The organism is Pseudomonas sp. MWU13-2862 (assembly GCF_023242495.1).
Lineage (GTDB): Bacteria > Pseudomonadota > Gammaproteobacteria > Pseudomonadales > Pseudomonadaceae > Aquipseudomonas > Aquipseudomonas gingeri_D.
In genome coordinates this window covers 79,891-94,782 of the sequence record NZ_JALMEZ010000009.1, presented here as the reverse complement: position 1 = coordinate 94,782, position 14,892 = coordinate 79,891, and the positions used below count along the sequence as shown (strand labels likewise).

Sequence of the window (14,892 nt, the reverse complement as noted above, 5' to 3'; positions counted from 1 at the left end):
CCCCCTGATGAAGGGGGCGAAAACTTGTCAGTCGGCGAAAGGCGTTTGAACCCTGCGGGAACAAAGCGTGCCCGTGAAACGGAGGGGCAGCCACAATACTCCCACAGGATTATATCGCTCTCAGCCTTGGGCACTCCAACCGCCACCCAGGGCGGCCATCAGGCCGATGCTGGCCTGCAGCTGTCGGGTCTGCAACGCCTGCAACTGTCGCTGGGTCTGCAATGCCGCCGTCTGCGCCGTCACCACATCCAGGTAGTTCACGGCCCCGGCCTGGTAGCTGTTCATCGCCAGGGTCTGGGTGTTCTGCGCGGCATTGACCGCCGCTTGCTCATCCAGGGCCTCGCGCTGCAAGTCGCGCAGTTGCGCCAGGTTGTCCTCGACTTCGCGCACCGCGCGCAGGACCTGGCTGCGGTAATGGGCCGAAGCCTCGTCGAATTCGGCCTTGGCCTGATGCTCCTGGGCACTGAGACGACCGCCGTCGAAGATCGGCAGGTTGACCAGCGGCCCCAACGCCCAGTAGCGATTACCCGTCGACAGCAGGCTGCCGCTGCCCTGGGTCTGGCCGCCGAGCAGGCCGGTCAGGCTGAAGTCCGGGTACCAGGCGGCCTTGGCCACGCCGATCCCGGCATTGGCGGCAAACACCCGGCGTTCCGCCGCGGCGATATCCGGACGGCGTTGCAGCAAGCCGCTGGGCAGGGCGCCGGGTACCTTGGGAATGGTCAGGATTGCCTGGGTCGGCGGCAACTGGAAGTCACTGGCCGGTTCACCCACCAGTTCGGCAATCGCATGTTCGGCCAGGTTGCGTTGGCCGCGTACGTCGTCCAGTTGTGCCTGGGCCTCGGCCAGTTGGCTCTGGGCACGGGTCAGGTCGAGTTCCGAAGCGATCTGGCCCTGGTAGCGGTCACGGGTCAGTTGCAGCGCCTGGGTGTAGTCATCCAGGGAACTGCTGAGAATCCGACTCTGGGCGTCCAGTCCATTGAGCTGGATATACAAGGTCGCCAATTGCTGTTGCAGGCTCAGGCGCGCCACCGCCAGGTCGTCGCCGGAGGCCTGGGCCTGGGCATCGCCGGCGGCCACCTGGTTGCGAATTCGTCCCCACAGGTCGAGGTCGAAGTTCAGCGCAAAGCCTGCGGTGTTGCTGTTGTATACCGCCGGCTGGGTGCTGCCGCGCAACGGGCGATTGTCCGATTGGCGCTGGCGCAGGGGCTGCGCGCTGGCGGTGATCTGCGGGAACAACCCGGCATGCAACTGGCTCGCGTAGGCCTGGGCGCCGTCGTAGTGCGCCAGGGCGGCGGCCAGGTCAGGGTTGGCCTTGAGCAGGCGCTGCTGCAGGTCGTTGAGGCGTGAGTCCTGGAACAGCGACCACCATTGTTCCGACAGCTTGTCGCCCGGTTGTGCCAGATGCCATGGGCCGTCGCTGGTCTGTTCGCGATAGTGCTCCGGCAAGTCGAGTTGCGGCGGCTTGTAGGTCGGTGCCAGGGAACAGCCCTGCAAGGCCGCGATCATCAAGAGCCAGGCGCTGAGCTTAAGCCTTGGGGACATGTTGGCCTCCGGCGTCGGCGAGTTTTACCGGGTCGCCTTCGCGCAGGGCGTCCGGCGGGTTGTCGATCACGGTGTCGGCGGGTTTCAGGCCCTGGTCGATGACCAGGCGCTCGCCCAGGTCCAGGCCGATGTGGATGTCACGCAGGTGCACATGGGACTGGGCGTCCAGCACCGCTACCTGGGTGCCCTGGGCACGGAAGATCAAGGCGCTGGCCGGAATGCTGACGCCGTTGGTGTCCGCCGGGATCGGCAGGGTCGCCTCGGCATAGTCGCCGGGCAGCAGGACGTTGTCCGGGTTCTCGGCGACGAACTGTGCCAGCAGGGTGCCGGAGCGCGAGTCGATCGCGGTGGAGTTGCCCAGCAATTTTGCGTTGAACTGCTGGCCCGGATGTTCCGGCACCGTCAGCTTCACCTCGAGACCGGGACGGATCACGCTGGCGTAGTTCTGCGGAATCGGTACGTAGAGCCGCAGTTGATGGGTGTCGGCGATATCGAAGAGTTCCGGATCGCTGTCGTTGTCGGCCTTGATCAACTGGCCTATATCGGTGTTGCGGGCGGTGATGGTGCCGGCGAAGGGCGCGCGAATGGTCTTGTACGCTTCCAGTGCCGACAGCCGCGCGTAGTCGGCGGCGGCGGCTTCGACATTGGCCTTGGCCGCGGCGGCATTGGAGCTTTTTTCATCGGCCTCCTGGCGTGATACCGAATGGGTCGCCACCAGGTTCTGCCAACGTGTGGCGGTGGTTTCGGCCAGGCGCGCATTGGCCTGTTCCTGCACCAGGTGGGCATGGGCCTGGGCGACCTGCTGGTCGAGATCCGGGCTGTCGATTTCGGCGAGTATCTGGCCGGCCTTGACCTGGCTGCCGATGTCGGTTTTCCAGTCTTTCAGGTAACCGCTGACCCGTGCATGGATCGGCGCCTTGCTCCAGGCTTCGAGGTGGGCCGGCAGGCGCAGGGTGTCGCCGGCGGCGTTCTGCGCCGGCTTGAAGACGCTGACCATGGGGATGGCGGCGGTTTCGGTCCAGGCGGTCACGGATTTTTCGTGGCGGGTTCGCGCGGCAATCCCGTTGGCGACCAGCAAGGCGGCCAGGGTCAGACCGCCGACGCCCATGTAAAGCAGGCGTTTGCCCGAAGGTTTGCGATCAGTCATGGGTGTTTTCTCCAGCTACGGCGCGAATAGGTCGGCGGCCATGCACCAGGCTGAACACCACGGGGACGAACAGCAGGGTGGCAGTGGTCGCCAGGATCAGACCGCCGATCACGGCGCGTCCGAGGGGGGCGTTCTGTTCTTCGGAAAGGGCCAGCGGCAACATGCCGATGATCATCGCCAGGGCCGTCATGCAAACCGGACGGAAACGGGTGTAGCCGGCTTCCAGGGCGGCCTTGAGGGCATCGCCGTGTTCGGCCAGGCGTTCGCGACAGAAGCTCACCACCAGGATCGAGTTGGCGGTGGCCACGCCCATGCAGAGGATGGCCCCGGTCAGGGCCGGAACCGACAGCGAGGTGCCGCTCAAGAACAGCATCCAGACAATCCCGGCGAGGGCCGCGGGCAGGGCGGTGATGATCACGAACGGGTCGACCCAGGACTGGAAGTTGACCACGATCAGCAGGTAGATCAGCACCACCGCGCCGAGCAGGCCGAAGCTCAGGCCACCGAAGGCTTCATGGAGGGCATCGATCTGTCCGTGCAGGCTGACAATCGCGCCCTTGGGCCGCAAGGACGAGGCATCGTCGAGGATCTTCTGGATGTCATGGGCCACCGCGCCGAGGTCTCGGCCTTGCACGCTGGCGTAGATGTCCAGGGTCGGCTGGATGTTGTAGTGGGTCACCACCGCAGGGCTCTGTACCCGATTGATGGTCGCCAGGCCGCCGAGGATCTGCGACTGGCCGTTGCTACCGGTGACCGGCAGTGCTTCCAGTGATGGCAGGCTGTCCAGGCGGTATTGCGGAGTGGCCGCGACCACGCCATAGGACACACCGTTGGCCGGGTTGAGCCAGAAGGTCGGTGCCACCTGGGAGCTGCCGGCCAGGGAGGCGACCATGCTGTTGGTGACGTCACGCTCGGTAATGCCCAGGCCCTTGGCGCGCATACGGTCGACCTTCACTTCCAGCGACGGGTAGCCGACCGATTGCTGGATCCGCAGGTCGGCGATCCCCGGTACGTGTTGCAGGCGTCGTTGCAGTTCGAGGGCGAAGACGCGGTTTTCCTCGGCACTGCGTCCGGAGATTTTCACGTCCAGCGGGGCCGGTGCGCCGAAGTTGAGGATTTGGCTGCTGATATCCGCCGGGAGGAAGGCGAACTGGCTGCCGGGGAAGCTTTCCGGCAAAGCCGTGCGCAGTTTTTTCACGTAGTCGGCGGTGGGCTGGTGATCAGCCTTGAGGGTGACCTGGATATCGCCATCCTGCGGGCCGATGGTGCCGCTGCTGCTATAGGCCATGTCGATACCGCTCAACGGAATACCGATGTTGTCGACGATGTTGTCCAGTTCCTCGGCGGGAATCACCTCGCGGATCCGTGCTTCGATACGGTCGAAGGTCGCGGCGCTTTCTTCGATTCGCGTACCCAGCGGCAGGCGTACGTGCAGGGCCAGGGCACCGGCGTCGGTGGCCGGGAAGAAGTCCTCGCCCAGGCTCGGCAGCAGGCTGAAGGAGGCCAGCACACAGGCGAGGAAACCCAGCAGGAAGCGCTTGCGGCAACCCAGCGCCAGGGTCAGCAGGCCATGGTAGACGTCACGTACCGTGGAGAAGCCGCGCTCGAAGCCCTGCTGGAAATTCAGTGCGCCTTGCAGCAGGCGGTTGCGTGGCTTGCGGTGCTGTTCGCCTTCGTGATGGTTGATAAATTCATCTTCGGGATGATGACCGCTGCCGCCCTCGACCATATGGGGCTTGAGCAGGAACATCGCCAGGGTCGGCACCAGGGTCCGCGAGAGGATGAAGGAACTGGCCATGGCGAAGATCACCGCCAGGGCCATCGGCCGGAACAGGAAGCCGGCGATGCCTTGCAGCATGAACATCGGTACGAACACGATGCAGATACACAGCAGCGAAACGAAGGCCGGGCCGACGATCTGTTTCGCGCCGTCGAGGATCGCATCGTTGACCGCCTTGCCCTGTTCCAGGTGCCAGTTGATGTTCTCGATGGTCACCGTCGCATCGTCCACCAGGATCCCCACCGCCAGCGCCAGACCACCGAGGGTCATGACGTTGAGGGTCTGGCCGGTGGCGGCCAGCAGGGCGATGGCCGAGAGCACCGCCAATGGAATCGAGGCGGTGATGATCAGGGTCGAGCGCCAGCTGCCAAGGAACAGCAGGATCATCGCACTGGTCAGCAGGGCGGCGATGATGCCTTCGCGGGCCACGCTGCCCACCGACTGCTTGACGAACACCGAAGCGTCGCCCAGCAGCGAGGTCTTGAGCTCCGGCGGCAGGGTTTCATTGATCAGCGGCAGCATGTTGCGGATGTTGTCGACGATCGACAGGGTGGAAATATTGCCGTTCTTCATCGCCGGCATCAGCACCGCGCGGCGGCCATCGACCCGCACGATATTGGTCTGTGGCGGTGAGCCGTCACGCACGTGGGCCACCTGGCCGATGGTGATCAGGGCGCCGTCGACGGTTTTGATCGGCAGGTCGTTGAGTTCTTCGATGACTTTCGGGCTGTTGTTCAGCAGCACGGTGTATTCGTAGGGGCCGAGTTTGGCGGTACCCACCGGAATGATCTGGTTCTGCGCGGCCAGGGCATTGCCCACATCCTGCGCCGAGAGGCCCTTAGCGGCCAGCGCCTGGGGATCGAGGTCGAGGGTGATCTGGCGTTGCTTGCCGCCCATCGGCGTCGGAATTGCCAGGCCCGGAACGGAGGTCAGTGGCAGGCGGATATTGTTCTGTACCAGGTCACGAATCTTCGCTTCAGACAGCGTCGGACTGGAAAACGCCATCTGCAGGATCGGCACCGTCGAGGCGCTGTAGTTGAGGATCAGCGGCGGGGTGATCCCCGGCGGCATTTGCTTGAGCACGGTCTGCGAGACCGCGGTCACCTGGGCGTTGGCGGTGCGGATGTCCACTCCCGGTTGAAAGAAGATCTTGACGATGCCCATGCCCGGTAGCGATTGCGACTCGATATGTTCGATGTCGTTGACCGTGGAGCTCAAGGAGCGTTCGTAGGTGTAGATCACCCGGCCGGCCATGTCCTCGGGGGACAGGCCGTTGTATTGCCAGACCACTGCGACCACCGGGATACCGATATCGGGAAACACATCGGTGGGGGTACGCATGGCCGCCAGCGGCCCGATGATGCAGATGAATATCGCCAACACGATAAACGTGTAGGGCTTGAGCAGTGCGGTCTTTACCAGCCCGAGCATGCCTGAACCTCCGGGGAGTGGAATTGCAAACACCGGCAGTCTTGCGTCTGGAACTTAACGTTTAGCTTTCACCAACATGAAGGATCTTTTAGATAAGGACTGAAAATCCCTTCATGTGTGTTCATTTGTACAAGAGCCTCTAGTCCGCCACTCTTTGCCTCGATTAGACGGATTTTCCGTCCAGCGATAAAGCACTTGAAGATGAGAGGAATTCATTCAATGACACTTAAGCCGCTGATGCTGATTTCGACCCTTGGACTGGTTTGCCTGCTGTCTGCCTGCGCAGCGCCAGTGCCCAAGGCTGATCCGAGCGAAGCCTGGATCGGCCTGGGGCAGGAGTCGAGCGACGACCTGCTGGCAGAGCGTGTGGATGGCAAGCGCGTCGATGACGGCCGCTACTTCGAAGTAGCGCCGGGCAAGCACGATCTGAAAGTGCTCCTGGTCCAGGGGGCCAACGGCAATACCGAACAGCCCGAGTGCACCGGTCAGGTGGACTACGACCAGTTCAAGGCCGGCAAGCGCTATCACCTGGTGGAGTCGGGATCGGGTGCGGATGTAGGGGCTGAGCTGGTGAACGACCAAGGCGTGACCGTGGCCCATTCCAGGAAGTTTTCCTGCATTTAACCGCTGACAGCTTTTTCATTTTTTGAGGTAGAACACCATGACATTCAAACCCCTGATGCTGATTCCAACCCTGGGCCTGGCTTTTCTGCTGTCCGCGTGTGCCGGCCCGATGCCGAAAGCGGATCCGAGCGAAGCCTGGATCGGTCTGCAAAATGAAGCGCCGAACGACATGCTCGCCGAGAAGGTCGATGGCAAGAAAATCGATGACGGGCGTTTCTTCGAAGTGCCACCTGGCGCCCACAAGCTGGACGTGATGCTGGTGGAGATGCCGTGGGGCGATGGCAACCAGCAGGACTGTTCGGGTGAAGTCAGCTTCAACCAGTTCAAGGCCGGCGAGCACTACAAGCTGGTGGAGTCGAGCCTGGGCCAGGAAGTCACCGCCCGCTTGATGGATTCCCATGGCAAGCAAGTGGCCAAGACCGGCGACTTCCAGTGCCTGCCGGGCTAAGCCCGACACGCTCTGCCCCCTGTTGAAAGCGGGGATGTGCCAAGAAAACAGAGACCGTCTGTCTATTGGGGAGACGGCCTCAAGGCAAATTGATATCGCCTGATCTACTGTTGCCTTCGGGCCCGCAAGTCCCCGGCCCGATGGACTATCAGTTATCAGGGAGATCGAACATGGCACATGTACGTCTTGATATAGAGAAGTTGGGGGAGCGCTGGAGCGAGACTTTGCTGTGGTATGCACGCGGGGTCGCCGAGTTGAAGAAACGCCCGATTGCCGATCCCACCAGTTGGCGGTATCTGGCGGCGATCCACGGTTTCGACAAGGATCTATGGATTGATGCGGGCTATCTGACGGAAGACGAAGCATTGCCGTCGGAGAAGGAACAGTCAGTTTATTGGGGGCAATGTCAGCACTCGACCTGGTTTTTCTTACCCTGGCATCGAGGTTATACCGCCGCAGTCGAGCAGATTCTACGCTCGGCGATTGTCGGGCTCGGTGGACCAAAGGAGTGGGCGTTTCCCTACTGGAATTACAATGAGAGTAGTCAGAGCCTGAAAGTCCCGGCGTGCTTCAGTGCCCGGACACTGCCCGATGGCACGCCGAACCCACTGTTTGTGGAACGCCGCTTCGGAACCGAGCTCAATCCCGCGGATATTGCCTTGAAGGCCTTGACCGACCCTGTATTCGAAGGTCGATACGATGGTGTGCCCCCAGGCTTCGGTGGGTCCGAGCTGAAGACCGCGCACGATCATCCCGGGGCCGGAGGATTGGAGAAACAGCCTCACAACGTGGTGCATAACATTGTCGGCGGTTCAGAAGGGGTTGATCCGAAGATCGATGGCTTGATGGGCGACTCCGATACGGCGGCCCTCGACCCGATCTTCTGGGCTCATCATGCCAACATCGACCGGTTGTGGGAGGTTTGGCGCAAGCGAAATCCCGACCATCAGAATCCGGACCTGCCTTCCTGGTACAACGGTCCGGTGATACCCGGATTGGTGTTTATCATGCCGACCGTGGAGGGCACTCCTTGGACGTTCAAGGCTGGCGATATGGTCGACACGCTGGCCCCCAGGCTCGACTATATCTATGAGGATACTTCGGACCCTATATCCACCGTCGAGCCTGTCAGACAGCGGCTGTTGCGCCTCGGGATCGCCGCGAAGGGGCTGAGCGTCGAACACACGAGGTTGCTGGCGATGAGAGAACCTGAAGCGGCCGAACTGATCGGTGCAAGCCAGACATCCGTCGATTTGAGCCGTGGCAGCGTCGAAACGCCGGTCCAACTGGATAAGCTTGCCTCGAGCAAAGTGTTCACCAGTCTGAAGGTCGCCGGGCTATCCGCAGATCCCCAGCTCCCTGATCGCGTGTTTCTCAATATGGAAAACATTCGCGGTAAAAGTGATTCGGCGGTGTTTCATGTCTATATCAATCTGCCCGATGGCGTTGATCCGGCCAGTTATCCGCAATTGCTGGCAGGCACGCTCGCGCTGTTCGGTGTGCGCAAGGCCAGTAAACCGGATGGCGATCATGGCGGTAACGGCGTCGGCCAGGTGCTGGAAATCACCCATATCATCGACGCGCTGCACTTGGAGGGGGTACAGGATCTGTCTCAGTTGAAGGTTCGTTTTATCCCCGTGTCGACCGTTGTACCGGCCGATCAGTTCACGATCGGTCGGGTGAGCATCTACCGTCTGGGCAGCTAGGGGATGCCGAGCTACTTTCTGGTCGCGGCGCTGATCCAGGGCTCACGGCGATGGCTGACACTGATCAGTCTGGTCGGGTGGGGCTGGTTGGCAGGCGGAGTGAGTGATTTCTCCGTTCCGGCGTTCTGCGGAAGTTGGCCGTCGCTGGGTTATACCGCGAGCCTGCAGGGGATTGAACAGACATTGCTGTTCAATCCCCCGCTGGCGTTGTTGGGGGGCTGGACACTGATGCTGCTGGCGATGATGCCTTTGCTGCTGGCGCATCCCCTGGAGCATCTGTGGCGAGTCAGCCTGTCGAGACGGCGCTGGCAGGCGTTGGGTCTGTTCGTGGTTGGTTTCGGCAGTGTCTGGATACTGGCGGGAGCGGGGTTGTTGGCAATGGCGGTGGGTGCCCGGGTGCTGCTGGGGGTCGAGCCGTCGGAGGCCCTGGTCGGAGGCTTGTTGATCTGTTTGCTGTGGCAGGCTTCGCCTGCCAAGCAACGGTGCCTGAACCGCTGTCATCATCAGCCGCGTATTTCCGCATTCGGTTTCGGCTTTTTCAGGGATTGCCTGAAGTACGGTGTCGTCAGTGGTGCCTGGTGCGTGGGTTCATGCTGGGCATTGATGCTATTGCCAATGTTGGCCGAACAGGGACACCTGGTGCTGATGCTGTTGACCATGGCCTGGATGGTCCTCGAACGCTTGCAGCGCAACCGGGTCCCCCAATGGCGTTGGCCATTCCGGTTGCGCTTTGCACGTTGATCAGTCCGGCGCGGCACTGATGGTCGCGTTGCGCCAGGCGTTCTGCAGTTGTTTATCGAGCAGCGCCGGCACCGGCTTGTCCGGCTGTTGTTGCAGGCTGAGCTTCAGCCCGTTGAGCGAACGACCACTGAGGCGATTGCCCATCAGGTCTTCACGGAAAACCTTCTCGGCTTCGGCCGCCTTGCCCTGGGCCAACAGTGCGTAGCCCAGGGACTCACGCAAGGTGTAATACCAGTCCGGCGGCTCGTTATAGCTCAGTGCGTCCTGGATGGAGACCGCCTTGCGCCAGGCGCCAATGATCTGTTCCTGGTTATCGCCCTGGAGTGACTTGAGGTCAGTGGCCAAGGCCTGTGAGGGATCCTTGCCAAACACCTTCGCAGCGGTTTCCCGCAGTGACGCCAAGTCCAGCTTGCCGTGGCTGCTGTCCTGGGCCTTGTTCAGCAGGATCAGGTTGGCGATGCGAAACAGCTCCGAGGCCTTGTTGTTGCCGTAGTTGAGAGCCGGTGTGGCTTTCAGGGTATCGGTCACCGCCTGCCAGTAGCCCTTGAGCGCGTCGTTGACCTTCTCCTTGTCCGCCCCGTCCTCGGCCAACTGCCGATAAGCCTTGGCATAAGCGGCCATTACCCGGGTGTAAGGCGCGGTCAGTGGCTGCCAATCCTTGTCGGCCTGGGTGCAGGTCTCGTTGATGGTCTTCAGACCCTGCTCGATCTTCGGTTCGATACGCTCCAGCGCTGCCCAGTCCTGGAAGCGCACGGCAAAGTAATAGGGCACGGCATAGAAGTAGTCCGACTTGGTGCGGATCTCGTCGGGGTACTGCTTGCAGAGGAACTCCAGCGCCGAATACTGCGTGGTGTTCTCCACCAGTTCCTCGGCCATGTTCATGGCTTCGTTCTGACGGCCTTCGATGGACAGGGTCCAGATCAGGAAGTGAATGTTGTGGCCCAGGTAATGCAACGGGTAGGGGCTCTGCGGGCCGACCTGATGGGCGTAGGCCCGGTCCACCGAAACCGCCGTGTAGTTGGCGACGCTGGCCAGGGCGTTATTGCCGGTGCGCTGGTAGATATGCGAGGCCATGTGCACCAGGTGCCCGATGGCCGGATTCTGGTCGCGGAAGCGATTGGCCATGGGCAACCCGTTGTCGGGGAACGGCGACTCCTCGATGGCGTGGATATAGAAGTGATTGGCACCGGTGTGCAGCTTGTCCTGCACCAGTACGCGGTTGAGCACTTGCAGCGCCTGATAGGCCGCCGGCGTCGGGTGGACCTGATCGGAGACCGCCTCCTCGCCGTCCCACCATTTCCAGGGTGTCAGATTGAGCAGGGCGTCGGCGTAGAGGGTGGCGGCATCGAGGTCGTCGAAATAGGTCTGCGACAGTTCTTTCATGGCGTCGGCGTAGTGTTGTTTGCCGTCGCCGTCGAGGCTGACCTGGCCGTCCTTGAGGGTATAGGCGCTGAGGAACGCCTTGGCGTAATCGACTTCACGCTGCAACTGCCCTTCGCTGAAACGGGCCTTGGCGTCCGAGTCCTTGAGGCGAGCATTGGCGTGCTCCAGTGCAATCTGCGCCGAGCGATAGGCCAACTGGTCGCAACCGGGAGTGGCGTCGCTGTTGATATTGGAGTTGGCCGACAGGGCAATGCCCCAATAGGGCATCGCCGAACCTTCGTCGAAACGGCTGGCCTGGTAGAAGGCGCGGATTGCTTCGGAGAAGTTGAAGCCGTATTGCAGGGCCATGCCCTGGCTATAGAAAGCTTCGACCCGGTCGGCGTCCTTCAGGCTGACCATGGGGTAGCGCGTGCCGCCCAGGCCCGAGAGCAACTGGCCCTGTTCGGTGTCCTTCTGGCTGACGCATTGGTGCAGGACTTCGAGGTACGGGGTGTCCGGCGAGACGGGTGTGAAACGTTTCGGAGTTTCGGCCGTTTCAGGCCCGTGGGTATGGGCCTGGGCCACGGACAGGCCGGTGAGCAGCAGGGCAGCGACAGCAAGACGCAATACAGCCATGTAGTGAATGCTCCTTTCAGGACGCGAGTCGTTCGATCTGGGGCGCCAGGTCTTTTTGCGGAATGACCACCTGGACCAGCACGGTCTCGTCGATCACCAGCAGTTTGAGCAGCAGTTCGCGCAACTCACCCAGGGTCGAGACCTTGTAGCCCTTGGCGCCGAAACCCTGGGCCAGGGCCAGGTAATCCCAGCTGGGCAGGATGTCGAACGGTGCGAACTCGCCGTATTCCTTGAAGGCGTTGATGTTCACAAAGGCCTGCTCGATGGCGTAGACCTCGTTGCTCATGACGAACACCACGGCATTCACGCGATTGCGCACCAGGGTCGACAGCGACTGGCACATCATCATGAAGCCGCCGTCGCCGGCGACCACCAGCGGCCGGCGCTGGCCACCCATGGCCACTCCCAGGGCACAGCCGGTCTCGTGACCGAGGGAACCCCAGATGGCATCGGCGACAAAGCTGTTCTCGGGCATGCCCATGATATTGCTGGCGGCGTACAGCGCCGAGCTTTCACCGAGGATCAGCGCGCTGTTGTCCCACAGGCGTTGCTCCCGGGCGAAATCGGCGAGGGTGTCGAGGAACCGCTCGTAACTCAGGGGCGTGTCATGGTCGGTTGCCTTGAGCAGCGGCGAGAGTGGTTCGCGCGGGCGCAGGGGCAGCGGGAAATCATCGTCCAGGCCGAGTGCGCTGGTCAGCGCGGTGAGGTACTGCGGCAGCGGAACATGGGGGTAGTACTGCAAGCCGGTGCGGGCCAGCTGGGTGTTGACCAGGATGATCTGGCCGAAATCCTTCTTCAGCAGTTGCAGGTAGTCGTCGGTGAAGATGACCCCGATGGCCAGGATGCAATCGGTCTGGTCCACCAGCTCCTGGGTCCACAGCCGAGAGGCGGTACCGGCATAGGTGCCGATAAATTGCGGGTGGTTTTCGTCGACAACGGTCTTGGCTTCCAATGAGGTGGTGAACGACAGGCCGCTGGCTTCGATCAGGTGCAGCGCCTGCTTTTGCAGGCCGAAACGGGCGATCTCGATGCCGAGCATGATCAACGGCTTTTTCGCCTCGCGCAGGCGTTGCACCGAGGTCTCGACCGCCGCTTCCAGGGACAGCAGATCGCAGGCAGCTGGCACGGGAGACAGTTCGCCGACGGGTTCCTCGCAAGGTTCGCCCCAGACGTTCTGCCAGGCTTCCAGGTAGATCGGCCGGCGCTGGCTGATGGCGGCGACCAGAGCCCGGTCGATCAGTGCCGGTGCGGTGCGGCTGTCATCCAGCAGTTCGCAGGCGACGGTGATGTTCTCGAACACCTTGCGCCCGACGTCCAGGTCGCCGGTGGAGTGGTGGAACAGGACGTCCGCCGCCCAGATGATCTGGCGATTCTTCGCCGACGGACTGGCACTGATAACCACCACCGGATTGCGCTCGACATAGGCGCCGGCAATGGCATTCACCGCGCTGAAGGTGCCGACACCGTATTGCAGCGATACCGCGCCGATCCCGGCATAACGGGCGTAACCGTCGGCGGCGTAGGCGGCACTCATTTCATTGACTTCGCCGACCGGCTGGATATCGGCGGACTTCTCCAGGGCATCCATAAATCCCGACACATAATCGCCGGGGACCTGGAACACCTTGTGCACACCCAGTTGAAGGAGTCGTGCCAGCAGGTAGTCAGCGACAGTAAAGTCTCTACGTATTGCCATGGTCGATCCCCTTATAGGCAAATTGAGTCACTTCATTCAGGGTGTCCGCGCAGTCCTTGCAGGCCGGGCGCTGGCCCGGTTGCAGGGCACAACCGTCGGGTGTCGGCACTGGCAGCAGGGCGTAGTGCTTGGGTAACCAGGTCGGACGCTTGAGCCCGAAGAAGTCCTGGAGTGTCGATTCGGCCACGGTCAGGGCGCCTTCGACCCAGCCCTGGCCATAGGAGTAGGCCTCGCCGACGATATGGATCTGCTGGTTTTCCACCGGCCGGCGCATGCGGCAGATGATCTGGTCGAGCCGGTAATTGGCTTTCCATTCATGCCAGCCGCCGCCGTACGGGTCGGCGTCCCAAGCGTGATAGACCGCCGAGTAGGGACGCGGCAGTTCCACCTGGTCATGGACCTGGGTGACCTGCATCTGCGCTACCCGGACCATTTCGTCGCTGACGGTGAACTGGGTCCTGGGCACCACCGGCTCGGACTTGAGCAGGCCGACCAGGTTGACAGGCGTGTGGCCAACAAAGGGCGCACCGCCTTCCAGGCCTTTCCAGAACGGCACGGTGCCGATGTCGTTGTAGGAGGCCATCAGCAACGAGTTGAGTGTCGGCTCGCCGCCTTTCTGCTCGCATTCGGTGCCCATGTAGTAGATCTGCCGCACCGGCAGGTCGGTGACCGAACGCCCGGCCACCAAGCCGAGGGCGCGCCACCAGGGTTGCTCGTAGGCGAGGAAGAGTTTGAAGGCCGATTGCACCAGCACCGAGCCGAGATTGTCCTTGAGCCAGGGATCGCTGAAGAACGGCGACTCGATCAGTTCCAGGGACCGACGGGGCATGGCCAGGATGATTTTCTTCGCCTTGACCACGGACTGGCCGCCGCTGTCGCGGGTACTGCCGTCCACCGTGGTGGTGGCCTGGAAGTGCAGGCGGTAGGGGAAGTCGGCGTCCTTGGCGTAGCTGATGGCGGTCAGCCGCTGGTTCATCTGTACCCGCTGCTTGCCCGGCAGTTTTCCGGGCAGCTTGGCGAACTTTGCCGCCAGGGTCAGGGGCAGGCTCTGGAAACCCTTGGTCAGGGTCAGGAACTCGGTGGTGTCCTTGTATTCGGTGGCCGGCAGCTGGGTCACGGCGCTGGCGTTGGCGACGTTGGCGTCATAGCCGCCAGCGTCCTTCATGAACTGGTAACCCTCATTGCTCATCACCCGGTAGAGCAGGTCCCAGAAGCCGTACCGCCAGATTTCCTTGCCGAACACGCTGACCTGCATCTGCTGGCACAGGTTGAGCTTGTCGAAGCCGGGGTAGACGTAGTTCATCACCTTGACCTGCAAGTCCTCGGGGCAGAAGCCGCGCTCGGACCAGGCCAGGTCGTAGGGGATTTTTTCCGGGGATTCGATGAAGTCGCGATAACGGAAGCGCTTGCCGCGCAGGTAGAACAGGTTGTTCTTCGAATAGACCGGCTTGGGCGCGCCCATGGGGAAATCCTGGCTGGGCAGCTTGAGGTGCTTGACCAGGCTGTCCACCACCACATGGCCGTCAGGGCCCGGGATGTAGCGCATGCCGCCGACCTCGGCGACCACATTGGGCAAGCCTGGCAGGGTGATACTGAACAGGCGTCCGCCGATCCGGTCGCTGTATTCGAACAAGGCAATGTTCTGCGTATCGCCATGAACCTGCTGCAGTCGCCAGGCGCTGTAGCAACCTGAGACGCCACCGCCGACCACCGCCACATCAAGTTCCAGTTCTTGCGACTTCATGGCGAACTCCATTTCGAGGAGAAGAGTGACTGAGC

General features: G+C 62.1%; 10 protein-coding genes. 4 read left to right on the top strand and 6 right to left on the bottom strand.

Translation table 11 applies throughout. The features are described from left to right. Positions 1–120: 120 nt before the first annotated feature. From M5C56_RS17420 to M5C56_RS17410, 3 genes are read right to left on the bottom strand one after another with little or no spacing between them, the layout of a single operon-like run. Entirely contained in the window at positions 121–1,542 is a 1,422-nt protein-coding gene (locus M5C56_RS17420; RefSeq protein ID WP_103494684.1) for an efflux transporter outer membrane subunit, read from the bottom strand. Then, positions 1,526–2,689: an efflux RND transporter periplasmic adaptor subunit gene (locus M5C56_RS17415; protein WP_103494685.1), complete on the bottom strand. Its 1,164-nt coding sequence runs from the start codon at positions 2,687–2,689 to the stop codon at positions 1,526–1,528. The genes M5C56_RS17420 and M5C56_RS17415 overlap by 17 nt, the downstream gene beginning before the upstream one ends. After that, complete coding sequence (locus M5C56_RS17410; protein WP_152741900.1) at positions 2,682–5,900, bottom strand: efflux RND transporter permease subunit; 3,219 nt, start codon at positions 5,898–5,900, stop codon at positions 2,682–2,684. The genes M5C56_RS17415 and M5C56_RS17410 overlap by 8 nt, the downstream gene beginning before the upstream one ends. A gap of 219 nt (positions 5,901–6,119) precedes the next feature. On the opposite strand from M5C56_RS17410, the gene M5C56_RS17405 reads away from it, so the two are divergent. The 4 genes from M5C56_RS17405 (at position 6,120) to M5C56_RS17390 (ending at position 9,419) form a co-directional block, all read left to right on the top strand. Then, positions 6,120–6,524 carry a hypothetical protein gene (locus M5C56_RS17405; protein WP_103497002.1) on the top strand — a complete coding sequence of 135 codons (405 nt, stop codon included), beginning with the start codon at positions 6,120–6,122 and terminating at the stop codon, positions 6,522–6,524. Positions 6,525–6,561: 37 nt separating this feature from the next. Then, on the top strand, positions 6,562–6,972 hold the full coding sequence (locus M5C56_RS17400) for a hypothetical protein (RefSeq protein WP_103497003.1): 411 nt from the start codon (positions 6,562–6,564) through the stop codon (positions 6,970–6,972). A 170-nt stretch (positions 6,973–7,142) separates the two neighbouring features. Then, positions 7,143–8,678 (top strand): tyrosinase family protein, encoded by a 1,536-nt coding sequence (locus M5C56_RS17395; RefSeq protein WP_247263230.1) that lies wholly within the window; start codon positions 7,143–7,145, stop codon positions 8,676–8,678. Between the two features lie 3 nt (positions 8,679–8,681). Next, positions 8,682–9,419 (top strand): DUF2182 domain-containing protein, encoded by a 738-nt coding sequence (locus M5C56_RS17390; RefSeq protein ID WP_103497005.1) that lies wholly within the window; start codon positions 8,682–8,684, stop codon positions 9,417–9,419. Here the strand turns inward: M5C56_RS17390 and M5C56_RS17385 are convergent, their stop codons facing one another. The 3 genes from M5C56_RS17385 to M5C56_RS17375 are packed head-to-tail and all read right to left on the bottom strand — an operon-like array spanning position 9,420 to position 14,857. Then, positions 9,420–11,417: a hypothetical protein gene (locus M5C56_RS17385; protein WP_103497006.1), complete on the bottom strand. Its 1,998-nt coding sequence runs from the start codon at positions 11,415–11,417 to the stop codon at positions 9,420–9,422. A gap of 16 nt (positions 11,418–11,433) precedes the next feature. Beyond that, entirely contained in the window at positions 11,434–13,113 is a 1,680-nt protein-coding gene (locus M5C56_RS17380) for a thiamine pyrophosphate-binding protein (RefSeq protein WP_103497007.1), read from the bottom strand. Further along, positions 13,100–14,857: an FAD-dependent oxidoreductase gene (locus M5C56_RS17375; protein ID WP_103497008.1), complete on the bottom strand. Its 1,758-nt coding sequence runs from the start codon at positions 14,855–14,857 to the stop codon at positions 13,100–13,102. The genes M5C56_RS17380 and M5C56_RS17375 overlap by 14 nt, the downstream gene beginning before the upstream one ends. Positions 14,858–14,892 lie beyond the last annotated feature (35 nt).

Coding starts and splice junctions, on each gene's coding strand:
- M5C56_RS17420 (WP_103494684.1), bottom strand. CDS start 1,542: ATGTCCCCAAGGCTTAAGCTCAGCGCCTGGCTCTTGATGATCGCGGCC.
- M5C56_RS17415 (WP_103494685.1), bottom strand. CDS start 2,689: ATGACTGATCGCAAACCTTCGGGCAAACGCCTGCTTTACATGGGCGTC.
- M5C56_RS17410 (WP_152741900.1), bottom strand. CDS start 5,900: ATGCTCGGGCTGGTAAAGACCGCACTGCTCAAGCCCTACACGTTTATC.
- M5C56_RS17405 (WP_103497002.1), top strand. CDS start 6,120: ATGACACTTAAGCCGCTGATGCTGATTTCGACCCTTGGACTGGTTTGC.
- M5C56_RS17400 (WP_103497003.1), top strand. CDS start 6,562: ATGACATTCAAACCCCTGATGCTGATTCCAACCCTGGGCCTGGCTTTT.
- M5C56_RS17395 (WP_247263230.1), top strand. CDS start 7,143: ATGGCACATGTACGTCTTGATATAGAGAAGTTGGGGGAGCGCTGGAGC.
- M5C56_RS17390 (WP_103497005.1), top strand. CDS start 8,682: ATGCCGAGCTACTTTCTGGTCGCGGCGCTGATCCAGGGCTCACGGCGA.
- M5C56_RS17385 (WP_103497006.1), bottom strand. CDS start 11,417: ATGGCTGTATTGCGTCTTGCTGTCGCTGCCCTGCTGCTCACCGGCCTG.
- M5C56_RS17380 (WP_103497007.1), bottom strand. CDS start 13,113: ATGGCAATACGTAGAGACTTTACTGTCGCTGACTACCTGCTGGCACGA.
- M5C56_RS17375 (WP_103497008.1), bottom strand. CDS start 14,857: ATGAAGTCGCAAGAACTGGAACTTGATGTGGCGGTGGTCGGCGGTGGC.